Origin of the sequence: Pseudomonas sp. RW409 (genome assembly GCF_003184125.1) — a bacterium.
GTDB classification, from domain to species: Bacteria; Pseudomonadota; Gammaproteobacteria; order Pseudomonadales; family Pseudomonadaceae; genus Aquipseudomonas; species Aquipseudomonas chlororaphis_I.
In genome coordinates, this window is sequence record NZ_QHHP01000042.1 from 1,137,668 (window position 1) to 1,161,377 (window position 23,710).

24 protein-coding genes and 1 pseudogene are annotated in these 23,710 nt (G+C 63.0%); 12 read left to right on the top strand and 13 right to left on the bottom strand.

Features of this window, described 5'->3' with window-relative positions; genetic code table 11:
* A partial coding sequence (locus tag DK261_RS32280) for a TPM domain-containing protein (RefSeq protein WP_110177541.1) occupies positions 1–557 on the top strand: 557 nt, incomplete at its 5' end.
* A gap of 236 nt (positions 558–793) precedes the next feature.
* Positions 794–2,011 carry an SAM-dependent methyltransferase gene (locus DK261_RS32285; RefSeq protein ID WP_009047435.1) on the top strand — a complete coding sequence of 406 codons (1,218 nt, stop codon included), beginning with the start codon at positions 794–796 and terminating at the stop codon, positions 2,009–2,011.
* Positions 2,012–2,161: 150 nt separating this feature from the next.
* Here the strand turns inward: DK261_RS32285 and DK261_RS32290 are convergent, their stop codons facing one another.
* Positions 2,162–3,055 carry a DMT family transporter gene (locus DK261_RS32290; protein WP_009047436.1) on the bottom strand — a complete coding sequence of 298 codons (894 nt, stop codon included), beginning with the start codon at positions 3,053–3,055 and terminating at the stop codon, positions 2,162–2,164.
* A gap of 639 nt (positions 3,056–3,694) precedes the next feature.
* Between DK261_RS32290 and DK261_RS32295 the strand changes: the two genes are divergently transcribed.
* Both DK261_RS32295 and DK261_RS32300 read left to right on the top strand, forming a co-directional pair.
* Positions 3,695–4,276, top strand: a complete 582-nt coding sequence (locus tag DK261_RS32295; protein WP_009047437.1) for a DJ-1/PfpI family protein — start codon at positions 3,695–3,697, stop codon at positions 4,274–4,276.
* Between the two features lie 76 nt (positions 4,277–4,352).
* Positions 4,353–4,658 (top strand): ribbon-helix-helix domain-containing protein, encoded by a 306-nt coding sequence (locus tag DK261_RS32300; protein WP_009042529.1) that lies wholly within the window; start codon positions 4,353–4,355, stop codon positions 4,656–4,658.
* Positions 4,659–4,987: 329 nt separating this feature from the next.
* Here DK261_RS32300 and DK261_RS32305 read toward each other — a convergent pair whose 3' ends face one another.
* The 4 genes from DK261_RS32305 to DK261_RS32320 form a co-directional block, all read right to left on the bottom strand.
* Complete coding sequence (locus DK261_RS32305) at positions 4,988–5,341, bottom strand: DUF6124 family protein (protein ID WP_038581557.1); 354 nt, start codon at positions 5,339–5,341, stop codon at positions 4,988–4,990.
* Between the two features lie 639 nt (positions 5,342–5,980).
* Positions 5,981–8,554: a TonB-dependent receptor gene (locus DK261_RS32310; RefSeq protein ID WP_110177467.1), complete on the bottom strand. Its 2,574-nt coding sequence runs from the start codon at positions 8,552–8,554 to the stop codon at positions 5,981–5,983.
* Positions 8,555–8,674: 120 nt separating this feature from the next.
* A complete protein-coding gene (locus DK261_RS32315; RefSeq protein ID WP_041988777.1) occupies positions 8,675–9,634 on the bottom strand; it encodes a FecR domain-containing protein in 960 nt (319 codons plus the stop codon).
* Positions 9,631–10,170: an RNA polymerase sigma factor gene (locus DK261_RS32320; RefSeq protein ID WP_023968109.1), complete on the bottom strand. Its 540-nt coding sequence runs from the start codon at positions 10,168–10,170 to the stop codon at positions 9,631–9,633. The genes DK261_RS32315 and DK261_RS32320 overlap by 4 nt, the downstream gene beginning before the upstream one ends.
* Before the next feature lie 215 nt (positions 10,171–10,385).
* Between DK261_RS32320 and DK261_RS32325 the strand changes: the two genes are divergently transcribed.
* Positions 10,386–10,721: a YegP family protein gene (locus tag DK261_RS32325; protein WP_038581550.1), complete on the top strand. Its 336-nt coding sequence runs from the start codon at positions 10,386–10,388 to the stop codon at positions 10,719–10,721.
* A 239-nt stretch (positions 10,722–10,960) separates the two neighbouring features.
* Here DK261_RS32325 and DK261_RS32330 read toward each other — a convergent pair whose 3' ends face one another.
* A complete protein-coding gene (locus DK261_RS32330) occupies positions 10,961–11,848 on the bottom strand; it encodes a dihydrodipicolinate synthase family protein (protein ID WP_016702095.1) in 888 nt (295 codons plus the stop codon).
* A 30-nt stretch (positions 11,849–11,878) separates the two neighbouring features.
* The gene (locus DK261_RS32335) at positions 11,879–12,661 is read right to left on the bottom strand and encodes an aldolase (RefSeq protein ID WP_016702096.1); all 783 of its coding nucleotides are present in this window, start codon (positions 12,659–12,661) and stop codon (positions 11,879–11,881) included.
* Positions 12,662–12,820: 159 nt separating this feature from the next.
* On the opposite strand from DK261_RS32335, the gene DK261_RS32340 reads away from it, so the two are divergent.
* Positions 12,821–13,363: a helix-turn-helix domain-containing protein gene (locus DK261_RS32340; RefSeq protein WP_007922237.1), complete on the top strand. Its 543-nt coding sequence runs from the start codon at positions 12,821–12,823 to the stop codon at positions 13,361–13,363.
* 218 nt (positions 13,364–13,581) lie between these two features.
* On the opposite strand, the gene DK261_RS32345 is transcribed toward DK261_RS32340, so the two are convergent.
* Positions 13,582–14,601, bottom strand: a complete 1,020-nt coding sequence (locus tag DK261_RS32345) for a DUF4917 family protein (RefSeq protein ID WP_009047445.1) — start codon at positions 14,599–14,601, stop codon at positions 13,582–13,584.
* A gap of 157 nt (positions 14,602–14,758) precedes the next feature.
* Here DK261_RS32345 and yiaY point away from each other — a divergent pair, with 157 nt between their 5' ends.
* Entirely contained in the window at positions 14,759–15,907 is a 1,149-nt protein-coding gene (gene yiaY, locus DK261_RS32350) for an L-threonine dehydrogenase (protein ID WP_110177469.1), read from the top strand.
* A gap of 59 nt (positions 15,908–15,966) precedes the next feature.
* Here the strand turns inward: yiaY and DK261_RS32355 are convergent, their stop codons facing one another.
* Both DK261_RS32355 and DK261_RS32360 read right to left on the bottom strand, forming a co-directional pair.
* Complete coding sequence (locus DK261_RS32355) at positions 15,967–16,266, bottom strand: type II toxin-antitoxin system RelE/ParE family toxin (RefSeq protein ID WP_038581545.1); 300 nt, start codon at positions 16,264–16,266, stop codon at positions 15,967–15,969.
* Positions 16,256–16,495 carry a CopG family ribbon-helix-helix protein gene (locus DK261_RS32360; RefSeq protein WP_038581543.1) on the bottom strand — a complete coding sequence of 80 codons (240 nt, stop codon included), beginning with the start codon at positions 16,493–16,495 and terminating at the stop codon, positions 16,256–16,258. Before DK261_RS32360 ends, DK261_RS32355 begins: the two co-directional genes overlap by 11 nt.
* 136 nt (positions 16,496–16,631) lie before the next feature.
* Here DK261_RS32360 and fos point away from each other — a divergent pair, with 136 nt between their 5' ends.
* From fos to DK261_RS32380, 4 genes are all read left to right on the top strand, one after another.
* Positions 16,632–17,048, top strand: a complete 417-nt coding sequence (gene fos / locus DK261_RS32365) for a fosfomycin resistance glutathione transferase (protein WP_009047448.1) — start codon at positions 16,632–16,634, stop codon at positions 17,046–17,048.
* Between the two features lie 127 nt (positions 17,049–17,175).
* Positions 17,176–17,814 carry a LysE family translocator gene (locus DK261_RS32370; RefSeq protein ID WP_110177471.1) on the top strand — a complete coding sequence of 213 codons (639 nt, stop codon included), beginning with the start codon at positions 17,176–17,178 and terminating at the stop codon, positions 17,812–17,814.
* 111 nt (positions 17,815–17,925) lie between these two features.
* Positions 17,926–19,266 carry a sensor domain-containing diguanylate cyclase gene (locus DK261_RS32375; protein WP_016702102.1) on the top strand — a complete coding sequence of 447 codons (1,341 nt, stop codon included), beginning with the start codon at positions 17,926–17,928 and terminating at the stop codon, positions 19,264–19,266.
* A gap of 138 nt (positions 19,267–19,404) precedes the next feature.
* On the top strand, positions 19,405–19,929 hold the full coding sequence (locus tag DK261_RS32380) for a DUF4142 domain-containing protein (protein ID WP_009047451.1): 525 nt from the start codon (positions 19,405–19,407) through the stop codon (positions 19,927–19,929).
* Between the two features lie 93 nt (positions 19,930–20,022).
* Here the strand turns inward: DK261_RS32380 and DK261_RS32385 are convergent, their stop codons facing one another.
* Positions 20,023–20,913: an AarF/UbiB family protein gene (locus tag DK261_RS32385; protein WP_038630805.1), complete on the bottom strand. Its 891-nt coding sequence runs from the start codon at positions 20,911–20,913 to the stop codon at positions 20,023–20,025.
* 162 nt (positions 20,914–21,075) lie between these two features.
* Here DK261_RS32385 and DK261_RS33750 point away from each other — a divergent pair.
* Positions 21,076–21,306, top strand: a pseudogene (locus DK261_RS33750) (restriction endonuclease); the annotation flags it as partial.
* 101 nt (positions 21,307–21,407) lie between these two features.
* On the opposite strand, the gene DK261_RS32395 reads toward DK261_RS33750, so the two are convergent.
* On the bottom strand, positions 21,408–22,649 hold the full coding sequence (locus tag DK261_RS32395) for an MFS transporter (RefSeq protein WP_241189353.1): 1,242 nt from the start codon (positions 22,647–22,649) through the stop codon (positions 21,408–21,410).
* A 234-nt stretch (positions 22,650–22,883) separates the two neighbouring features.
* A complete protein-coding gene (locus DK261_RS32400; RefSeq protein WP_038630807.1) occupies positions 22,884–23,660 on the bottom strand; it encodes an AraC family transcriptional regulator in 777 nt (258 codons plus the stop codon).
* Positions 23,661–23,710 lie beyond the last annotated feature (50 nt).

Genomic DNA, 23,710 nt, shown 5'->3' on the forward strand with positions numbered 1-23,710 from the left:
AGCAGACCGATGCCGAACTGGTCACCGTGCTGGCCGCCCGCGCCGACGACTATGCCTATATCCCCTTGCTCTGGGCCAGCCTGCTGGCGCTGATCGTGCCGGGCGTGGTGCATTACGCCACCGGCTGGATGAGCATGCACCTGTTGCTGCTGGTGCAGTGGGTGACCTTTATCGTGCTCTGCCTGGTGTTCCGCATTCCGCGCATCACCACCCGCCTGATTCCGCGCTCGGTACGCCACTGGCGCGCCTCGAACCTGGCCCGCCGCCAGTTTCTCGAACAGAACCTGCACCACACTGTCGGCAGCACCGGGATGCTGATCTTCGTCTGCGAAGCCGAGCGCTATGTGGAGATCCTGGTGGACGAGGGCATCTCCAAGCGCCTCGACGACAAGACCTGGGACACCATCGTCCAGACCTTCACCCAGCAGGTGAAGCAGGGGCAGACCCTGCAAGGCTTCATCACCTGCATCGAGGCCTGCGGCGAACTGCTCAAGGTGCATGTGCCGGTGACCCACGTGCGCAACGAACTGCCCAACCGCCTGGTGGTCCTGGCCTGATTTCCCCCGCTCCTGTAGCCGCTGCCGCAGGCTGCGATCGGCCGAAGGCCGTGGCGTCCGCAAGATCGCTGGAGGTCCTGCGGACCTTGCGCAGCCTTCGGCAGCGGCTACAGGAAGCCCACTCCCGTGGAATTCTGCACCGCCGGGTAAATAACTCCGTGCCCCGGCGGGCCATCCCCCCTAAAATACCCGCCATTCCCCGATTCACACCCGCACCGCCCGAGGCACCTTTTTCCATGTCTGCAACCGCAACCCCCGCCAGCCTCGCGCCGGATCATCACGCCCAGTTTCTCGAACTGCTGGAAACCAGCCTGGCGCAGAACGCCTTTATCAAACTGGTGCTGGCCAAGCATGTGGGGGCCGAGGCGGATTTGCAGCGGCTGATCATCAAGCAACTGACGGTCAAGGAGCAGCCGTGTCTGTCCTTCGTCTACCGCTACAAGACCCGCGACATCACCAAGAACTTCCCCCTAGACGAAGGCGTGGCGCTGATCGCCGGGCTGCTGCCGGCGTCGTTCAAGAACGCGCACCTGCTGTCGCTCACCGATGAAGTGCAGCTCGAATACAGCAAGAAGGGCAAAAGCTCGCTGTTCAAGGGCAAGGCCCAGCAGCAGCGCGAAGTGCCGTCCGCCGAGCACAACCGCGAGAAGAATCGCTACCTGGAGCTGAGCCGGCCCTTCCTCACCGACCTGGGGGTGACCAACAAGCAGCACGAGCTGATCCCGGCGATGTCGCGCAAGTGGAAGCAGATCAACAAGTTCATCGAGGTGTTCAGCCATGCGCTGAGTTCGTCGCCGATCGATCTGCAGCAGCCGGTGCGGGTGGCGGACTTCGGTTCCGGCAAGGGCTACCTGACCTTCGCCATCCACGACTACCTGTGCAACACCTTGCAGGCGCAAGGGCAGGTGACCGGCGTCGAGCTGCGTGAGGACATGGTGACACTGTGCAACGCCGCGGCGGCGCGCCTGGAGCATCAGGGCCTGGAGTTCAAATGCGGCGACGTGCGCAGTGTGGCGCCGAGCGAGCTGGACGTGATGATTGCCCTGCATGCCTGCGATATCGCTACCGACTACGCGATCCATACCGGCATTCGTTCCGGCGCGTCGATCATCATGTGCTCGCCGTGCTGCCACAAACAGATCCGCCCGCAGATGCAGAGCCCGGCGCTGCTCAAGCCGATGCTGCAATACGGCCTGCACCTGGGCCAGCAGGCGGAGATGGTCACCGACAGCCTGCGTGCGCTGTTCCTCGAAGCCTGCGGCTACGAGACCAAGGTCTTCGAGTTCATCTCCCTGGAACACACCAACAAGAACAAGATGATCCTCGCGGTCAAACGTGCCGAGCCCCAGGACCCGACCCAGCTGCTGGCGAAGATCGGCGAGTTGAAGGCCTTCTACCACATCAGCGAGCACTGCCTGGAAACCCTGCTGCGGGCCGACGGCTACCTGGGCTGACCACGCGCCTGTAGCCGCTGCCGCAGGCTGCGATCGGCACCGAAGGGGCCGCAAACCAGGCGACGCGCTACATCTGACAGGGCCGGGATACCGCCTTTGCGCCGGCTACGCCGTCGATCGTCCGAACGCGGCCCGAACCTGCGGCAGCGGCTACAGGGCGCGTGCTGGGGTTGCTTGCTGCACGGCAGTCTTGCGCCCGAGCATCACGGTAAGGATCACGCCCACGGCGAACAGCCAGGTGACCGGTTCCACCTGTTCGCCGAAGAACAGCGCCGAGAAGGCGATGGTGAAGAAGATCTGCAGCAGCTGGATCTGGCTGACCCGGGCGATACCGCCCATGGCCAGCCCGGCGTACCAGGCAAAAAAACCGATGAACTGCGAGAACAGCGCGACATAGCCGAAGGCCCACCAGGTCTTCGTCGAGACCGCACCCTGATGCTGCGCCGCGAGGTACCAGACCGGGCCGATCAACAGCGGCGTCGACAGCACCAGGGCCCAGCAGATCACCTGCCAGCCGCCCATCTCCCTGGCCAGCCGGCCGCCTTCGGCATAACCCAGGCCGCCGACCGCAATCGCCCCGAGCATCAGCAAGTCGCCGGCCTGGATACTGCCGGCGCCGCTGATCAGCGCGTAACCCAGGACCAATGCGCTGCCCAGTGCGGCGCAGCCCCAGAAGGCTTTCGACGGCCGTTCATGGGACAGCCACGCCGCGTACAGCGCCACGCACAAGGGTTGCAGGCCATTGACCAGCGCGCCGTGGGACGCCGGCAGGGTCTGCATGGCCCAGGCCGACAGCACCGGAAACCCCAGGATCACCCCGGCGATCACCAGGCTCAGGCCTTTGATCTGGTGCCAGGTCGGCCACTTTTCCCGCCGCCAGAGCAACAGCAGCGCCGCCGGGATCGCCGCGAACAGCGCCCGTCCCAGGCCGTTGAGCAGTGGGTGAAGTTCCTGCACCACGATGCGGGTGAAGGGCAGGGTCAGGCTGAAAATAACCACGCCGAGCAGGCCCAGGGCCATGCCGGTGTTTTCGCGGGAAGACATGATGACAACCGTTTTTTATTGGGGAAGGGCAGGTGCGCTTATCTAGCCATAAACCCACCGCGGCACCCTGTTACAGCTGTACGCAGAGTTATCCATACAGTTCGGCTTCTGTAGGAGCGGCCGGTCGACGCTCGATTGCCCGCGATGAACGATAACGCGGTGTATCAGGCAATCCGCGTCGCTTTTATCGCGGGCAAGACTCGTTCCTACGGGGCAGCGGAGAGCATGCTCTTCTGCAGGAGCGAAGCTTGCTCGCGATGAACGATAACGCGGTGTATCAGGCAATCCGCGTCGCTTTTATTGTGGGAAAGCCTCGTTCCTGCAGGCCATGGATCACGCTTTTTTGTAGGAGCGAAGCTTGCTCGCGATGAACGATGACGCGGTGTATCAGGCAATCCGCGTCGCTTTTATTGTGGGAAAGCCTCGTTCCTGCAGGCCATGGATCACGCTTTTTTGTAGGAGCGAAGCTTGCTCGCGATGAACGATGACGCGGTGTATCAGGCAATCCGCGTTGCCTCTATCGCGGGCAAGCCTCGCTCCTACAGAAGCGTTGAGGGCGTAGTACCGGGTTATTACCCGGCTCCACAGATAAGGACTACCTTGAACATTCCTGTTTTCCCTTGAAGAGGAGTCATCTCCATGGCCGCGAAAAAAATCCTCATGCTGGTCGGCGATTACGTCGAGGACTACGAAGTGATGGTGCCGTTCCAGGCGCTGCTGATGGTCGGCCACACCGTGCATGCGGTGTGCCCGGACAAAAAGGCCGGGCAGACCGTGCGCACCGCGATCCACGACTTCGAAGGCGACCAGACCTACAGCGAAAAACCGGGCCATCAGTTCGCCCTGAACTTCGATTTCGCCAAGGTCGAGGCGGCCGATTATGACGCGCTGCTGATACCTGGCGGTCGCGCCCCGGAGTACCTGCGGCTGAACGAAAAGGTCCTGCAACTGGTGCAGGCCTTCGACAAGGCTGGCAAGCCGATCGCCGCCGTCTGCCACGGCGCCCAGCTGCTGGCCGCGGCGGGTATTCTCGAAGGCCGCGAGTGCAGCGCCTATCCGGCCTGCGCCCCGGAAGTGCGCCTGGCCGGTGGGACCTATATCGACATCCCGGTGACGGACAGCCACGTTCAAGGCAATCTGGCGACAGCCCCGGCCTGGCCGGCGCACCCCAGCTGGCTGGCCGGTTTCCTCGGCCTGCTGGGCACCAAAATCACCCTGTAAACGGATGACCCGCTGGCGCTGCTTTTCTGTCAGGAAGCAGCGCCATCGTCCTACTTCCAACCGAGGAGCGCCCAGCATGTGCGAGCTCTACGTCAAAGCCGACCCGATCCTCTACGAGTCCCGCTCGCGCTCGCTGCGCATCTGCGGGGTGGTCACCACCCTGCGCCTGGAGAACCAGTTCTGGGACATCCTCAGCGAAATCGCCGAAGTCGATGGCATGACCACCAACCAGTTGATCGCCAAACTCTACGAAGAAGTGATGGACTACCGCGGCGAAGTGGTGAATTTCGCCTCCTTCCTGCGGGTCAGCTGCACCCGCTACCTGAGCCAGCGCCGCAGCGCCACGCCGGAACTCAGCGTAGTGCGCAGCGCCACCAAATAACCCCGTACCCCTGTAGCCGCTGCGGAGCCTTGGCGAGGCTGCGATCGCCTGCGTAGCAGGCGCCAAGCCAGGCGACGCCGCACATCAGACATACCGCGTCGCCAGGTTTTACTGAGCCAGCGCCGCAGCGCCACCAAATAACCCCACAACCCTGTAGCCGCTGCCGAGCCTTGGCGAGGCTGCGATCGACTTGGGCGGCACTCCGACGTAGCAGGCGCCAAGCCAGGCAACGCCATACATCAGGCATACCGTGTCGCCAGGTTTTACGGGGCTGCGCCCCGATCGCAGCCTCGCCGGGGCTCGGCAGCGGCTACAGGGGGCGTTTCAGGTCATGAGGTCGGGCGCGTGCCATCGAGCAGGGCATCCACCACTGCCCGGGCCATTTCCACCGAATGCACCATGGACCAGATCAGCCCGCGCTCGACGCCGCTGGCGCGTTCGGTGATTTCATCGGAAACCTCCTCGGCGCATTTGAGCAGCAGGGAAACGTGCATCAGCGCGTCTTCGGCATTGACGCCGGGCTGCACGGCGAACAGCGGGTTGTGCTGGCCATCGCGCAGGCCAAAGGGGCGGTGGCGAGTGGCTTGCAAGGTGGCGATCAGGCTGGCGTTGGCGCGATCCAGTTCCGGGTCGCGCAGTTTACGAGGGGATTGCAGGGGGGGATCGGGGACGAGCTTTTTCATGAGGTGATTTCTCCAGTTGTTCAAGGAACCGCCGGGTCTCACTTCCACATGAGAGGTGGCAGCCGTACGCAGGTGTGGAAGACCGGTCTGGAGCCACCGGCGCACCCGAGGATGCCCCACGTACAGCCGCCATAAAACGAACTCACCAGGACTGAAAGTCACTGATGTTTTCGTATGAGACGAATTGCACGCTCTCCAGAACCGAACTTCCACATCCGGGCCGCTGATTTTGCAGCGACCCAGGCAGACTGCCCGATCAATCTGAGGGGTACAAGACGCTCAAAGGCGTTGGGGATTTTCTAGGAAATACCTTACAAAACAAAGCGAAACTTCTTCTCTGCCCAGCACCTCTCCCTGACCAATACCTGTAGCCGCTGCCGAGCCCCAGCGAGGCTGCGATGGTTCGGGCCACGCTGGTCGCAGGACCTCCAGCGGCTGTGAGAATGTCATCGCGGGCAAGCCTCGCTCCTACAGGTCCGTGGCGATCTTGGCTTGTGTAGGAGCCAGGCTTGCCGGCGATGCGGGCAATGCGGTGTGTCTGACGTACTGCCATCGCGAGCAAGCTCGCTCCTACAGGGATAGGCGTTCCTTTGTAGGAGCGAGCTTGCTCGCGATGGCGATCGATCAGGCAACGCCGCTTCAGAAGAACCGCGTCACGCTGATCTTGGCGTTGCGCCCCAGGCTGGAGGCGTTTTCGCCGCTCAGGGGCGGGCGGTAATCGCGGTTGAACATGTTGTCCAGGGTGAAGTTGACCTCGGTGCCCTTGAGGTACGGCTGCTGCGGTTTCCAGTTGGCGAACAGGCCCTGCACGTTGTAGCGGTCGTTCTCGTACTGGTCCCAGTAGGAATCGCCCGCGGCGCTGGCCGGGCCGCTCGGGTAGATGTCGCTCGGCACGCGGTCGGTCTGGCGTACCCACTGGCCCTGCCAGCCCACTTGCGCATCCCACTGCGGGATCTTCACCCCCAGGGTGGCGACCCACTTGCGTGGCGGGATGTCCCGGGCCCAGACATTCGGCCCCCAGGGGTTGGTGTAGGCGCCTTCATGCTTGCCGGTGATCCAGGAGTAGGACAGCGAGCCGAACAGGTAGGTCGAATCGTAGAAACTCTCGACTTCGAAGCCCTTGATGGTCAGGTCGCCGATATTGCGGTAGACGCCGATGGTCGGCTGGTTGCACACCTGGCCGATGTTCTTGCCGCTGCTCAGTTGCTCGGGGCAGCCGATCCCCAGGTTCTTCATGATTTCGTCCTTGATCTCATTGCGAAACACTGTGGTGCGGATCTGCAGGCTGTCGGCCTGGGTCAGGACGTCGGAGAAGCTAGTGATGTTACCGGCGCGCAATGCGGTGATGCGCTCCGGGTCGAGGTCGCGGCTGGTGGAGGAGCGGGTGGTGCCCGCCGCCTGGACTTCGTATTGCTCGTCGATCACCGGCGCGCGCCAGGTCTTGCTGTAGTCGGCGAACAGGGCGAATTGCGGGGTGACCGTCCAGAACGCCGACAGCCGTGGCGACCAACCGGTGTAGGTCTTGTCGCCGTAATCGTGGCCGACCACCGGGTCGGGGCTGTTGTAGATCGGCGCGTCGTTTTTCTGCCCACGGTTGCGCACATGGTCGTAGCGCAGGGACGGGGTCAGGGTGAAGTTGCCCAGGGTGATGGCGTCCTGGATATAGAAGGCGTTGTTGTCGACCTTGCCATGGGGCATGAAGCCCGGCTGGTAATGCCCGTTGTTGTACTTGGGCACCTCGTAGGTCTTGCCCGGCATCCACATGTCCACTTCGCGGTCGTGCTTGCGGATCTGGATGCCCTGGGTCAGGGCATGTTCCAGCGGGCCGGTGTTGAAGCGGCTGGTGTTTTTCAGCGAGAGGATCCTGTCCTCGTAACCCACGGTGATCTTGCGGCCACCGGAGGCCGGCTGGGCGTAGGCGTTCGGGCCGCGCTCGTCGGTCTGGTCGGTCTTGGAGTCGGAGTACTTGGCCTCGAAGTCGATCCACGGGTTGTCCAGCGGCGTGTACTGGTACTTGGCCTGCCAAGTGGTGTCGATGGTGTTGCGCTGGGCCAGGAAGCGCCGGGTGGCGCCGTCGTAACCGTACTTGTCGATATCGCGCTGGGTCGGCGGCGTCGGGTAGCTCTTGGCCGAGAAGGGCGCCCAGATATCACTGTTGGAGCGCATGTAGCTGAAGCCCAGGCGATGTTCGTCGGTCAGCTGCATGTTCAGCTTGAACAGCTCGCCGTCCAGGTCCTGGGCGGTGTTGGGCAGGCGCTTGGGGTTGATCGGGTAGGCGTTGCGCGGGTCTGGCTGGGCGCTGGCCAGCTTCATGTCGTCGCCGTCGCGTTTGGTCCAGTAGGCCAGGGCATCGAAACGCCGGTCCTCGGTGCGCCCGTACACCGCGCCGGTGTAGGCCTGCTCATGGCTGTTGCTGCTGTAGCCGTACTTGAGCATGGCGCCGGTGTCGCGGCCTTCTTGCAGCAGGTCCGGGGCGTCCTTGGTCTCCATATGCACGGTGCCGCCGAAGCCGCCGTTGCCGGTCTCGGGCGAGTGCGGGCCCTTTTCCACCTCGATGCGCTTGATCAGTTCCGGCTCGATGAAGATCGAGCCCTGCTGGTAGCGTTCGAAGCCGCTCTTGGTCGCGCCGTCGACGCTCATCGGCACGTCTTCGGCATCGCCCAGGCCCCAGATGTTGATGGTCTGGCCGCCGGGCTTGAGCGAGCCGCCGAGGCTGACGCCGGGCAGGGTGGCGATCAGGCTGGGAATGTTGGTGGCCTGGTGGCGATCGATCTCGGCCTGGTTCAGGGTCGAGCGGCCGACCGTGGCGGAGTCCACTTCCAGGCCGCTGCCGATGACGCTCATGGCGCCCAGCTGCAACGCCGAACTGCGGGTGCTGCTGTTTTCCGCGGGGCGCACCACGTAGGTCTGGTCGACCTTGACCAGGCTGAACTGGCTGCCGCCCAGCAGTTGCTGGATCGCCGCCTCGGGGCTGAAGTCGCCCTTCAGCGCCGGGGCCTTCACGTTGCGCAGCAACTCTTCGTCGAACAGCAACTGGATCTTCGCCTGCTGCGCCACCTGGCTCAGCGAGGCCGCCAGCGGCTGGGCGGGCAGGGCGAAGGCGAACGATTCGGCCTGAGTCTGCGCCTGGCCCTGCAGGCTGAACGCCAGGCAGGCGGCGAGCAAGGTCGGACGCGAACAGATGAGCTGCAAGTGATAAGGCACGCGAAACATGAAATCCCCCGAAGCGGCGACAAAGGCCAGAAAAGGTGTGCGTAAACAACGCAGACCGGAGGAAGACGCGTCAGTAAACTAAAACCTCATATGCGAATGAAAAATATTCGCATATGAGTTTCAGCGCCGGGCTTCGATGCGCACGCGGCCGTCGGCCAGGGCCACGGTTTTCACCGGGATCAGCGCCGGCAGGGCCTTGATCAGGGCGTCCGGATCCCGCACATCGAGGTTGCCCGAGACCTTGAAGTTGCCCAGGGCGCCGTCGGCCAATAACACCGGCTGGCGGCGATAGAGGTTCAACTCGTCCACCAGGCTGGCCAGGTCGCGATTGCGAAAGGCCAGGTGGCCGCCGCGCCAGTCGGCGACCTCGGCGACGTTCACGGGCTGTTCCCGCAGGGTGCCGCTGGCGTAGTCATAGATGCCGCGCTGGCGGGCGCCAAGCAGCAGCGAATCGGGCTTTTGTTCGTCGGGAACGAACGCCACCTGGCCATGGGCGACGCTGACCACCAATTGCTTCTCGCCGCGGCGCACATCGAAGCCGGTGCCGACCACCCGCACCCGCGCCGCGCCGGCATGCACCCACAGCGGCCGTTCCTTGTCGGCGGCGACTTCCAGGTACAGCTGGCCCTGGTCCAGATAGAGGTTGCGTTGCTGCGCCGTAAAGTCGATGCGCAAACGGGTGTTGGCGTTGACGTACAGGGTACTGCCGTCGGGCAGGTTGAAGCTGCGCATGCCCTGGCGTTGCGCGGCGATCTGCTGCGAATAGATCGCCGGCGGTGCACCCAGTTCGATGGCCAGCAATGCGCAGACCAGCGCGGCGGCCACCGCCAGGGCCGGACGCCAGCGCGGCTTTTTGCTCAGCGGCAGCGGCGTCGGTCGGTTCAGTGGTTCGAGTTCGGCCAGGTCGGCCCACAAGCGCTCGAACTCGGCATAAGCCCGGGTGTGGGCCGGTTCGCTGGACCAGGCCGCGAAGGCGTCGCGCGTGGCCTGGCTGCGATCGTCGCGATTGCGGGTGAACCAGCCGGCCGCCTGGGCATCGATGCTGTCGATCTGCTGCTCGGTGTCGTGGGGGCGGGTCATTGGGCTTGCTCCTTGCCGTGTTCCTGTTCCAGGCGCTGCTTGCAGTGCAGCAGGGCAAAGGCGATGTGTTTTTCCACCATGCTCAGGGAGATGCCCATGCGTTCGGCGATCTGCGCCTGGCTCAGGCCTTCGAAGCGGTGCAGCATAAGGGCTTCGCGGCGGCGCGGCGAGAGTTCGGCGAGCACGCTCTTCAAGCGCTCCAGGCGTTGCAGGCGCTGGGCCGCGGGCAGTGGCTCGTGGTGTTCGTCGGCCAGCGGCTCGGGTTCTGTTGCATGCGGTTCGTGGTGCACCTTGTGCCTGACCTTCTGCCGGCGCCAGTGATCGCGCAGCAGGTTGCGCGCCATCTGGAACAGAAAGGCGCGGGGTTGTTCGACCTTGGCCCGGTCGCGGTAATCGAGCCATTGGGTGAAGACGTCCTGGGTCATGTCCGCCGCATCGCTGGCGTTGTCCGTGCGTTTACGCAGGTAATGCAGGATGTCCGCATAGAACCCGCGGACGGGGTCCGCCGAGGTGGGGTCGGGCTTGAAGCGAGACATGAAAATCCTTCGCAAGTACTGCCGGGCAGAAAGGTCGCGAATGATATCGAGAATTATTACTATTTGTCTGCATGAGTTTCGCTTCATGAACCGGATGCGATTTTTCCTGTCTGATGCTGCGTGCCTCAGCAACACACCCCAAACGCTGGTAAACCGGCAAAGACAAGCTTTAATCCGAAGTGCATTCGCATCTTTGGACACTCAGGAGCAGGACCATGGCTGGATGGTATGAATTGAGCAAAAGCAGTGACGGGCAGTTCCGCTTCGTTCTCAAGGCTGGCAACGCTGAAACCATTTTGACGAGTGAGCTGTATTCCTCCCGCAGCGCCGCCGAAAACGGCATCGCTTCGGTGCAGAGCAACAGCCCCAACGAGGCCCGCTACGCCAAGGAAGTCTCCAAGGACGGCAAGCCTTATTTCAACCTCAAGGCGGCGAACCACCAGATCATCGGCAATAGCCAGCGCTATTCGTCCGAGGCGGCGCGCGACGGCGGTATCGAAAGCGTCAAGACCAACGGTCCAACCACCACCATCAAGGACAAGACCGTTTAGTTTTCTGCTCTGAAGCAAAAGAGCCCGGCAGGACAACCTGCCGGGCTTTTTGTTGGGCGGCGTTTTAAGGCAAGGTGTTTTGCCTGATGCACCGCTATCTCGGGCAAGTTGTGCGGCGCTCCTGCTGGCGTCATCGCGAGCAAGCTCGCTCCTACAGGTCGGTGGCGTCTTTGGCTTCTGTAGGAGCCAGGCTTGCCGGCGATGAGGCCCGCAAGCTCGCCGCTACAGTGAAGGCCCGATCAGCGCACGGCGTTCAACATGGCCTGCAATTGATTACGCCCAGCCTCACCCAGCGGGAACACCGGCCGGCGCGGGTCGCCGACCTGCAGCCCGGTCATGTTCAACCCGGCCTTGATGGTGGTCGGCAGGCCGCCCTTGAGGATGAAGTCGAGCACCGGCAACTGGCGGTAAAACAGCTCGCGCGCGCGGTCCAGGTCGTTGTCCAGCACCGCCTGGTACAGGTCCAGGTTGAGCTGCGGGATCAGGTTCGCGGCGGCGGTGCACCAACCCTTGGCGCCGGCGGCGAAGGCTTCCAGGGCCAGCGGGTTGCAACCGTTGTAGAACGGCACCTGGCCTTCGCCCAGCAGTTGCAGCTTGTGCATGCGCTGGATGTCGCCGGTGCTCTCCTTGACCATGGTCACGTTTTCCACGGCATTGAAGATCCGCAGGATCAGCTCCACCGACATGTCGGTGCCGCTGGTGGCCGGGTTGTTGTAGAGCATGATCGGCACGCCGATGCTGGCGCCGATGGCCTGGTAGTGGCCGAGGATTTCGGCTTCGCTGAGTTTCCAGTAGGAAGCCGGCAAGACCATCACCGCATCGGCGCCCTTGGCCTCGGCAAAGCGCGCGCGGCGCACGGCCTTGGCGGTGGTCAGGTCGGAAACGCTGACGATGGTCGGCACGCGCTTGGCGATGTGGCGGATGCTGAATTCGGCGACCTGATCCCACTCGGCGTCGCTCAGGTAGGCGCCTTCGCCGGTGCTGCCCAGGGGCGCGATGGCATGCACGCCGCTGTCGATCAGGCGATCGATGGAACGGCCGAGGGTGTCCAGGTCCAGTTGCTCACCGTTGGCGGTGAACGGGGTGATGGTGTAGCCGATGATGCCGTGAATGTGGGTGTTCGACATGGCGACGCTCCTTTAGCGAATAGGGTGGTTTCAGTTCAGGCAATCGGCGTGTTGCTTGAGGTTCTGCCGAGCGTAGTAGTTGAAGGCGGCGGCGTGGCGCTTGGGTTTGGAGATCCAGTCATGGGCCTCGCGACCGAGCTCCGGCTGGATCGGCTTGATGGTGCCGGCGGCCATGGCCTGCAACTGCAGCTTGGCGGCGCGCTCGATCAACTGGGCGATCACACAGGCTTCCTCGATGCTGGCGCCGGTGGACAGCTGGCCGTGGTGCGAGAGCAGGATGGCGCGCTTGTCGCCCAGGGCCGCGGAGATGATCTCGCCTTCTTCGTTACCCACCGGCACGCCCGGCCAGGCCTTGAGAAAGGCGCAGTCGTCATACAGCGGGCACAGGTCCATGTGGGAGATTTCCAGCGGCACTTCGATCATCGACAACGCGGCGACGTGGGTCGGGTGCGTGTGGATGATGCAGTTCACGTCGGGGCGGGCGCGGTACACCCAGCTGTGGAAACGGTTGGCCGGGTTGGGCATGCCGTGGCCTTCGAGCACCTCCAGGTCTTCGTTGACCAGCAGCAGGTTGCCCGCGGTGATTTCATCGAAGCCCAGGCCCAGTTGCTGGGTGTAGTAAGTGCCCGGCTGCGGGCCGCGGGCGGTGATCTGCCCGGCCAGGCCGGAGTCATGCCCGTTCTCGAACAGGATGCGGCACGTCAGCGCCAGCTTTTGCCGGTCGGTCCACGTATTATCCGCCAGGGTGTTTTGCATCTGGGTCAAGGCTTGCTTGACCAGTTGCTCTTTGGGTAGTGCTAATGTCTTGGCCATATCGGTGTCCTTTGGTCGTTTCAATGGACGTCGGATTTGCCAGCTCCCGCTGCTCGCAAGGTCGTTGGGTGAAAGCAAATGACACTAAAGAGGCTATATGACACTTTGTGTCATTGGCAAGGACAAATCGTCGGCTCCTTGATGGGTTAACCGTTCTACATGTCTATCCGTTTGAAATTATTGAGAAAAAAACTTGGCGTGACGCTGGAGGCCCTGGCCGAGAAATCCGGCATGACCAAGAGTTACCTGTCGAAAGTCGAACGCGGCCTGAACACGCCCTCGATCGCCGCGGCGTTGAAACTGGCCAAGGCGTTGAACGTGAACGTCGAGGAGCTGTTCGCCGAAGACAAGGTCAGCCTCGACAGCTACAGCCTGGTGCGCAGCGACGAACGCCAGTCGCTGGCGGCCAACGACCAGGCGCCGGGTTACGCGGTGCTGGCGCATCAGGTCAGCGAGCGCAGCCTGCTGCCGTTCATCATCTATCCGCCCAGGGAGTTCACCGACAAGAGCTTCAAGGAACACCTGGGGGAGGAGTTCCTGTTTGTCCACGAAGGGCAGGTGGAAGTGGATTTCATGAACGAGCGGGTGATCCTCAACCGTGGCGATGCGCTGCACTTCAACGCGCAGAAACCCCACCGCCTGCGCTCGGTGGGCGAGGTGCAGGCACAGTTGCTGGTGGTGGTGCACAGCGGCGAGGAATGAGCCCGCTCCTGCGGATTGTGGATTTTCCTACACCATCGGCGCCGAACCGCTGCCCCGTAGGCCCGTAGCCGCTGCCTCGCTGCGCTCGGCAGCGGCTACAGGTGGCGTACCAGCATGAAAACTGTAGGAGCGAAGCTTGCTCGCGATGGCGTCCTTGCGGGCAGACCGCAGTGCCTGGATCGCGGGCAAGCCTCGCTCCTACGGATCGCGGGTAGCTTTCAGCGTTCGACCGGCACCGACAGCGCAGGCGCGCCCAGGGCATGGCTCTTCGAATCGAAGAAGCGCAGCGTCACTTCCATCCCTTCAAACAGCTGGGTGTAGCGCCGCTTCTGGTTCTGGATAAAGGCCTTGCTGCGCGGGTGGATCGAGATCGCCAGGGTCTGCACCCCGGACTGGCGGATCGCCTGCACCAGGTGGCTGTCCTGGGGGCCGAGGTCGTGGCCGAAGATGCACAGCGCGTCGCTGTGGTTGAGCAACTGCTGGTAGCAGAACGACAGGTAGTCGCTGCTGCGAATGGTCTTGAGCTTGTCCGCCACCGGGCCTTCGCTGACGAACAGCGGCACATCGTCGAGGGTCTTCAGGGTGTTGTTGATGGCGAAGTTGCCCAGCAGGGTGCCCTCGGTGGAACCCAGCTTGCGCGCGGTGCCGTCCTGGTTGCGCACCAGGTGCAGGCCGCCGTGCAGGTACAGCACGCGGGTCTGTTGGCTGGCGGTCTGGCCGATGTCGAAGCTCGGGTCGGCGCCCTGGAACAGGTCGTCGATGCCCTGGGCGTCGTGCTGGATCGCCCAGTAGTTGAGCAGGTCGTAATTGCTGGTGAACACCGTGCGGTAGCGGCGCAGTTCCTGGTTGATCTGCGAAAGACTCGCCGGCTGCACCAGGCGCCACGGAATGTGCACCGCGTGCACGGTATTGATCAGCGCTTCCTTGATCGCGTAGTAGCGATTGCGCGGCGCCGCGGAGCTGACGGCCAGGGCCTTGTTGACCCGGCTGGTGGTCTTCAGCGCGCCCAGCACCTGCTCGAAACTGCGGGTCTGCAGGGCGTCGAACACGCTCAGCTCGGAGGGGCTCAGGGGCTTTTCCTCGACGGTGCGGGCGTTCTCGAACAGCGAGTCGTAGGCGAAGTCTTCCCACACCGCGCGGCTGGCGCCGTTGCCGATCAGCAGGCCGGCGATCGGCGTGCTGGCGCGCAAGGCGTTCCAGTCTTCAAGGTCGGTATCAAATTCCTGGAAATCCATCATCGCGGTTCGTCGTCTCAAGGCAGAAGGTGTACAGGGCGCCGACTTTATCACGACCGACCCTTGAGCCAGATCAACAACGCGCGTGACCGATGGGTCGATCCTGTGCGCATTTGCCGGATCGGCACGGTCGATCCGCCCCTAGCCTGGAGGACGCGCCATGAGCAGCACTTTTTTCATCCCCGCCGTGAACATCATGGGTATCGATTGTCTCGACGAGGCCATGGTCGCGATTCGCAACTACGGTTTTCGCAAGGCGCTGATCGTCACCGACGCCGGCCTGGCCAAGGCCGGGGTGGCCGGAATGATTGCCGAGAAGCTGGCGATGCAGGACATCGATTCGGTGATCTTCGACGGCGCCAAGCCCAACCCGAGCATCGACAACGTCGAGAAGGGTCTGGCGCAATTGCAGCAAAGTGGCTGCGACTTCGTGATTTCCCTCGGTGGCGGCTCGCCCCATGACTGCGCCAAGGGCATCGCCCTGTGCGCCACCAATGGCGGGCATATCAGCGACTACGAAGGCGTCGACCGTTCGGCCAAGCCCCAGCTGCCGCTGATCGCCATCAACACCACCGCCGGCACCGCCAGCGAAATGACCCGTTTCTGCATCATCACCGACGAAAAGCGCCACGTGAAAATGGCCATCGTCGACCGTAACGTCACGCCGCTGCTGTCGGTCAACGACCCTGCGCTGATGGTCGCCATGCCCAAGGGCCTGACCGCCGCCACCGGCATGGACGCGCTGACCCACGCCATCGAAGCCTATGTGTCCACCGCGGCCAACCCGATCACCGATGCCTGTGCGTTGAAAGCCATGACCATGATCAGCCAGAACCTGCGCCAGGCGGTGCACGACGGCAGCGACCTGGTGGCCCGGGAAAACATGGCCTACGCCCAGTTCCTCGCCGGCATGGCCTTCAACAATGCGTCGCTGGGTTTCGTGCATGCCATGGCGCACCAGCTGGGTGGCTTCTACGACTTGCCCCATGGCGTGTGCAACGCCGTGCTGCTGCCCCATGTGCAGAGCTTCAACGCCATGGTCTGCGCCGGACGCCTGACCGACGTGGCCCACGCCATGGGCGCGGACATCCGTGGCTTCAGCCCGGAGGAGGGCGCGCAGGCGGCCATCAGCGCCATTCGCAGCCTGGCCCGGGATGTCGAGATCCCCAGCGGCTTGCGCGACCTGGGTGCCAAGCTGACGGACATCCCGATCCTGGCCGCCAACGCCCTGAAAGACGCCTGCGGCCTGACCAACCCCCGCACCGCCGACCAGCGCCAGATCGAGGAAATCTTCCGCAGCGCGTTCTGATACCTACAGATGTTTTACCGCGCGCTCGGGACTTGCTGTCCTGGGCGCGCCGCCACGAGCTATTGGCGGTCGTCTTGCCAACCGGCAGGCGGCAAGCGCCGGGTGTGGAAAATCCGCAGTATCTGCAGGCGTCCCTGACGTACGCGGTAGGGGATCAGGTAAGGACGATTGGGGACCACCCACTCCCGGGTACCGGGCAGGCGACCTTCGCGACCACTGGCAGGAAAACGGCTCAGGTGTTGAATGCTACTCAGGATGGCTTTGACGAATTCCGCGGCGGCCTGAGGACTGTCCTGTGCAATGTAGGCGGCTTCGTCATCGAGGTTCTTGAGGGCGCTGCGCAGCCACTCAACGTGCATTGCCAGTCCATTTGTTGAGTACGCCATCCAGCTCTTCGGCGCTGGCGAAGTCGCCTGCCTCTGCTTCAGTCAGGGCTTTCTGGATCTCGTTGATTTGCCAGGCTTCGCGGGCCAGATATTCTCTCAGTGCATCCACAGCGAGGAATGACTTGCTGCGGCCTGTCGCCTTGGCCAAGTGAGCCAGGGTATCGGCAACATCATCGGGCAGGCGCAAGGACATGACGGACATGGTGATCTCGATGTAGTGGTTTGTAATACAACATACTACATCGCCAATCGGGGCTCGCCGCCAGAGCCATTCGTCCAGTGCGAACGCTGCTTTGATTCAAGACGATTCAGGACCTTCCTCTTAACAAGGACTTTGCATGCTGACCGGCCTCAACCACCTGACCCTCGCCGTTACCGATCTGAACCGCAGCCTGGGGTTTTACCGCGACCTGCTGGGCCTGCGCCTGGACGCCAGCTGGGACAGCGGCGCCTATCTGTCGCTGCCGGGCCTGTGGTTGTGCCTGTCGCTGGACTCGTCGCGCCGTTCGGCGGAGGTGCCGGACTACACCCATTACGCCTTCAGCATCGAGGCCGGGCATTTCGTGGCGTTCGTCCAGCGCCTGCGTGCTGCCGGTGTGCGGGAGTGGCGCGACAACCGTAGCGAAGGCGCCTCGTTCTATTTCCTCGACCCCGACGGCCACCAGCTGGAAGCCCATGTCGGCGATCTGGCCTCGCGCTTGCGCGCCTGTCGGCAGCAACCCTATGCCGGGATGACGATCTTTACCGACGAATGACCGCTCGCCGCCGCTTCAAGACGACTGGCTGTCGCTGTGACGACCATGGTGGGGTGGTGCGGGGGCGCACAAGCCGGCAGAATCCTGCGATCAAAACCGCGCCACCTTCGGCGCTTCGGAGTGTGGCATGACTTCTTCGCTGTTACTGGCTGTCCTCGCCTCGGGCTTTATCTACGGCATTACCCCAGGGCCTGGCGTGCTGGCGGTCTTCGGCATTGGCGCGGCGCGCGGGCGGCGGGCCGGGGCCAGCTTTCTCTGCGGGCATCTGCTGGGCGATGTGGTCTGGTGCAGCACCGCGCTGATCGCCATCGTCGGCGCGCGGGAGATCGGCAGCAGTGCCTTCGATGTGCTGGGCGTGCTCAGCGGCCTTTATCTGTTCTGGCTCGGCCTGCGGGCAATCCGCAGCCAGCGCAGCAGCGGGCAGGAGCCCCAGGGGCCGGCGCGCCAGCCGTTCTGGCACGGCATCCTGTTCGGCCTGACCAACCCCAAGGCGTACCCGGTGGCCGTGGCGACTTTCACCGCGCTGCTGTCCAGTCGCGCCGAGCTGCTCAACTGGTCGATGCTGCCCTGGCTGATCTTCCTCAGTTTCCTCGGCGGCATCGGCGCATACGCTATTCTGATTGGCATCGTCGGTGCGCGGCGGGTGCGGACCCTGTATCAGCGCCACGAACTGGCGATCACCCGGCTTTGCGGCGTGATGTTCATCGGGTTTGCCATCAACGCCTTGCTGCATGCCGTTCCGGGATTGCTGGCGAACAAGGCATAAAGGCTGTTCGCAAGGTTGCGACAGTCACGGACAAGCAGCGGCTTTGCGCCGCTGCCGGAACCCAGGGATTGATACTCGGCGCTTTATCTTCACAGGCAGTGTCGTTCCCTGATGGCAACCAACAACTCCGCGCCCCTGGCCAGTTTCATCGACCTTCTGCTGGATGCCGTCTGCGCGGTGGATGTCGAAGGCCGTTTCGTCTTCGTCAGCGCCGCCTGCGAGCGGATTTTCGGCTACACGCCGGACGAGCTGGTCGGCCGGCGCATGATCGAGCTGGTGCACCCCGCGGACCGTGCGCGCACCTTGCAGGCCGCCGACCGGATCATGGCCGGCGAACCCATGCCCAACTTCGAGAACCGTTACCTGCGCAAGGACGGGCAGGTCGCACATATCCTCTGGTCGGCGCGCTGGTCCGAGGTCGACCAGCTGCGCATCGCCGTGGCCCGCGACATCACCGAACGCAAGCAGGCCGAGTCGCGGCAGGCGGCGCTGTATGCAATTTCCGAAGCGGCCCATGCCGCCGAGGACCTGCTGGCGTTGTTCCGGCGCGTGCACCGGATCATCGGGGAATGGCTGCCGGCGCTGAATTTCTCCGTCGCGCTGTACGACGAGCAATGCCAGGCGCTGAGCTTTCCCTATCACGTCGACGACCGCGAGCGTTGCCCGGAGCAGGCGGGCACGCTGACCGGCAGCCTGTGTGCCGAGGTGATCCGCAGTGGCCAGCCGTTGCTGCTGACCCCTGACGATTATGTGCCGCTGCCGGATGCCAGCGCCGACCCGCATTCACCCTGCTGGCTCGGTGTGCCGCTGAATTCGCAGAAGGGCACCATCGGCGCGCTGATCGTCAAGAGCGCGCCGGGCGACGAGCGATACACCGAGCAGGACAAGGAGTTGCTGCAATACGTCTGCGCCCAGCTCGCCACCGCCATCGAGCGCAAGCAGCTGCATGCGCGCCTGCAGTACATGGCCCAGTACGACCAGCTGACCCAGTTGCCCAACCGCGAACTGCTACGCGAGCGCCTGCGCAACGCCCTGGCCCGAGCCCGTCGCGAGTCCGGGCGCATGGCCTTGCTCTATGTCGACCTGGACCGGTTCAAGCAGGTCAACGACACACTTGGCCACGCCGTGGGTGACATGCTGTTGCAGGCCGTGGCCAACCGGCTCAAGGCCTGCGTGCGCGAAAGCGATACCGTGGCGCGGATCGGTGGCGATGAGTTCGTGGTGCTGCTCGGCTGTATCCAGCACGCGGAAGATGCCGGCATCGTCGCCGGGAAGATTCGCCAGGCACTCAACGAGCCGCTGCGCCTGGACGGCCATCAGCTGAGCATTCTGCCGAGCATCGGTATCGGCCTGTTCCCCGAACACGGCCATGACGAAAAGCAGTTGTTCAAGCACGCCGACGAGGCGATGTACGCGGCCAAGCGCGCCCAGCGAAGCCCATCCCGCGCTTGACGGAAGCGGCGGAGCTGGCCGTTTTTTTGCCAACCGTTCGTCGTGGCCGATGCAACTTTTTCAAACCTTCGATGGCCTGAAAACTCTCACTCTGTGCAGGCGCCGTGCGCCGTCACCTGATCAAAGGAGGCCGACACCATGAGCTTCATGGCCACCCATCTGTCCCGCACCTGCCTCGCGCTGCTGCTCGGCCTGAGCGCCAGCGCGGCGTTCGCCCAGTCCCCCGCGGAGTTTATCGATGACGCCTCGGCCAAGGGCATGGCAGACATCGAGGCCAGTCGCCTGGCCCACCAGAAGACGTCCTCCAAGGCCGTCAAGGACTACACCATCGTGGTCATCAACGACCGCACCACCGCCAACCAGCACCTGGCGAAAATCGCCAAAAAGCTCGACCTGCCCGTGGCGCCTAGGGAAGAAGTGATCAGCAAGGCCAAGGCGCTGATCCCCGAGGTCCCGGAAGGCGAAGCCTTCGACGCCGCCTATGCCGAGAGCCAGGTCAAGGCCACTGAAGAGGCCATCGAGCAGATCCAGCAACAGGCCGAAATCACCGAGGTACCGGAACTCAAGGCCTTTGCCGAAGAGACCCTGCCGAAACTGCAAAACCACCTGCAAATGGCCAAGGCCCTCAAGGCTGGGCGGGCCCTGGATCAGTTGGATGGCTGAGTGGGGCTCTGCCGCTGATGTGTCTTTGGGCATGACCTGAAGGCGCACCGCGTCCAGTGCCGCCGTTTCCCCCAGGCATTGTTCAATATCGATTCAACTCGGCTTCCGCGCTTGCTCGGGCAGACCGCTGATTTCACGCTGGAACGCCGCTTGTGCCCGGGCACAGGTGAGGATGCGGTAGCGCGTGCTGCGGGAGACGGTTTGGTCGCGAAAGCGCTGGTACACCGGCTGGAAGACGGTGCGATCCAGGTGGGGTTGCTCCGCGCTCAGGTAGGCCTCGCAAAGCCGGTCGTAATCCTGCTGTGAGATGAAGCGCCGGAACCAGAAGCGGTAGAAGTAACCCAGCAGGAAACCCAGGCTGAAGTCGCGGTCGAGTACCGAGTGGGCGCAGCACTCGAAGTCGATCAGGCGCAGTCGGCCATCGGCGGCGACCAGAATGTTTTTCGGGTGGGGGTCCATGTGCACGAAGTCGTCGTCGAGCATCTGGCCGAACAGCCGGAAGATCGCCGACAACAGGGTTTCAGCCTGCTCGGGATGGGCCAGCAGACGGTCGTCGACACTGCAATGATCGGCCCAGAAACCCACCAGCAAGTACTCTTCGCGCAGGAACGGAAAACGCCCCTTGTAGCCAAACGCCGAGACCTGGGGCGAGAGGGCGGATTTGCCCGACACCACCGACAGGTTGATGAATTCGTTGGTCAGGTCGTGCAGGCCGAAGCTGCGCTTGAGCCCGAGGAAGTTCTGCAGCTGCTTTTTCCAGTGAGTCAGGCGGTTGCGCTTGAGCACCCATTGGCGTTCGCCTTCGAGCAGGAATACGCCCCGGGTGTCTTCCGGAATATCCAGCGTGGGGTATTGCTCGGGCTTGGCCAAAAAACGCCGTAGCAGCCTGTCCAGTTCGTGCCGGTGGGATGGATCGAAATGGAAGGTCACGCCATCGATCTGCTGCCGATGCAGCGTTCGGGTGAAGCTCCTGAGGTGAAGCATGTAGGGTTCCTGGCCTTGGATGGCGAACGAGGGGGTGGCGCTGTGAGCCTGCGCTGAAACGCGAGCCGAAAGGGCGCGCATCATAATTCATCGCAAGTCCTGGCGTTCACGAAATTGATCCGGGTTGTGCGGCCGGCGTGCCCTGGCGCTGGAAAAAACCATGTCTTTGCATCGCGGGTGTACGACGGAGTGATTACCCAAAAAGTCCGGGAACAGTTTTATGAGCTGACTCGAAAAATGGTGGGTCAATTTCTCAATGATCAAATCAATGATCGTCTCAGGTCTGCAATGAGTGGTGCTATCCAGCCGTCTCTTGCGGTTGCCTGCGCCTTCGGAGCAGGGAATGCCGATAACGATGATGCAGAAGCAGAGGACGACAAGATGCTGACGAGCTATGCAGCGAGCTGCTCGAGTAACATCGGGCAAGGAGGCTTTCGCGCAAAGTGCCCATGCTTCAGGTCATGGGCACTGAGTCGGACCGAGGGGGCACAGCCTCAGGTATTGACCAACCAACGAGCCTGGCGACTGCCGCGCCAGTTGAAACTGCTCAGTGCCAGCAAGAGCAAGAGTATCGAGTAGATGGCGTAGGTCCCGAGCTTATCGTAGGCCCAACCCGCCAGCAGAATGCCCACGAGTCCGGCAAAGCGGCTGATGAAGTCTATCGAGCCATACCAGCTGCCAATGATTTCCTTGGGTACGGTGAGCTGGATGGCACTGGCCGTGGTACGAAAATACAGCGTGGTACCGAACTGGAACACGAACATGCCGGTGCCCGCGAGCCAGAGGTTGCCGCGCAGACATAACGTGATGCAGACCCCCGAGATCATGATCAGGTGGGACAGCAATATCGTGCCCGGCACCCGGGAGGCCTGGCCACTGGCGCGCAAGGCGAGTCCGCCGGCTATGGCGCCTGCTGCTCCAACGGAGAACAGGTAGCCGGTCTGTGCTTCAGAAAACCCATGAAAGCCCCGCAGCAAGGGGACCCACAGCAGCGCCAGCACGCTGACCACCAGCAGGCAGGTGGCATAGGAGGCAAGGAAATACCGCCAGCGTGGAGCGCGCAACAGATCGATGGTGGCTCTTGATGCGCCGGTGACACTTTCCTGTAAGCGTTGGGCAAACGACGTGCTGCAGATATCGAGGGTCGAGGTCTTCTCATTCAAGGCGCTCAGGCTGATCGTCAAGGCGAGCGCCGCCAGCATGAAGGCAATGGAGGCCAGCAGTGAGATCGACAAGCCGACGTTGAAAATGACCAGGGCGCCGATGACCGGCCCCAGGGTCCTGGCGATGCCATTGAAGGTGGCGAGCAGGCCGTTGATTCTGGGGATGTTGTCAGCGGTGAAAAGGAACGGGATCAAGGCAAACATGATCAGCCGTGAGTACTGATGGATCAGGTCGATTAAGAAGGCAAAAAACCACACCCACTCCACGGAGCTGTCGTAGATCCTGAGGACAAAAACAGCCAGGACAAACACCGCAATGTTGGCCAGTTGCGTGGCAATGAACAGTTTCCATTTGTTGAAACGATCGATAAAACCCGCGCCTAGCAGGGTTACCAGTATTTCAGCGCTATAGCCGACGGCGTAGGTGGTGGTAACAGCGAGCGTCGTTCCGCTAATGGAATAGGCGAGGTTGGCGAATACCAGGTCGTAGATGGCTTCGGAAAGTATAAGTAATACCCCCAAAGCCACAAAGGACCACACTGACCGCGCCGTTGAATTGAAAGAGGTGTGCACAGAAATTTAATCCGTTAAATGTTCTATCACGGGGCCAGGGCGTCGATGTGGACGGGTAGGCGCGGCTGGGCTGTTCAACGGTTACGGGGTGTTTTTCCCGTCGCCATCTTATGCCGTGCGGGGGCATGAAAAATAGCGGAGTCATAAGGCCGATATGGAACATTCGGTTATGAGCCAGGGGCTTCTGGCTCTAACGGCATGCTCTTTTATCACCCCAGGAAAAATGGGCCCAGGTCAGTGCGCGGCGTTCTGCCGGAACTGCCGTGGGCTGACGCCGGTCAGGGCCTTGAACTGGCGGCTGAAGGCGCTGTGGTCGGTGTAGCCGCATTGCAGGGCGACGTCGGTGATCGGCAGTTCGCCGAGCAGCAGGCGCGAGGCGTGTTCCAGGCGCACTTTGTGGATCATCTGCCGCGGGGTGAGGTGGAAGATGCGTTTGCAGTAGCGCTCCAGCTGGGCGATGGACAGGTCGGCGATGTGGGTCAGGTCGTCGAGGCGGATGGCTTCGTTGTAGTGCTCGCGGATATGCCGGTCGACCGCGGCCAGGCGTTCGTAGGCCGGGTGCGCGTCGCGGGCGGCCTGCAGGTCGAGGGAGATGCCGGCCATGCCGATGATCCGCCCGTCGCGCCCATGCAGCGGCAGCTTGTGGGTCAGGCACCAGCCGGGTTCGCGGCTGCCGTACAGGTGCAGTTCCAGCTGGCCCTTGATGGTGATGCCCTGGCGCAGCACGCGCTGGTCCTGCTCGGTATAGACCGGGCCGAGCACGGCGGGAAACACCTCGGCCGAGGTCTTGCCCAGCAGCGGCGCGACGTTCTTGAAACCGCAACGCTGGGCCAGGGTCAGGTTGGCGGTGAGGTAGCGGGCCTGCAGGTCCTTGATGAAAAACACCGCGTTGGGCAGGGTGTCGAGCAGCGGGATCACCAGGGCCATGCTGCCCAGCAGGTCGTGAATATCCTCGGGCGCCTGGCTGGCGATGGCTTCGGGCAGGCGGTGCAGCTGAGCGGTGTCGATCATCAAGGGCTGCTCTTGTTAGGGGGCGGGGCGCGCCCCGCGACTTCGGGTCT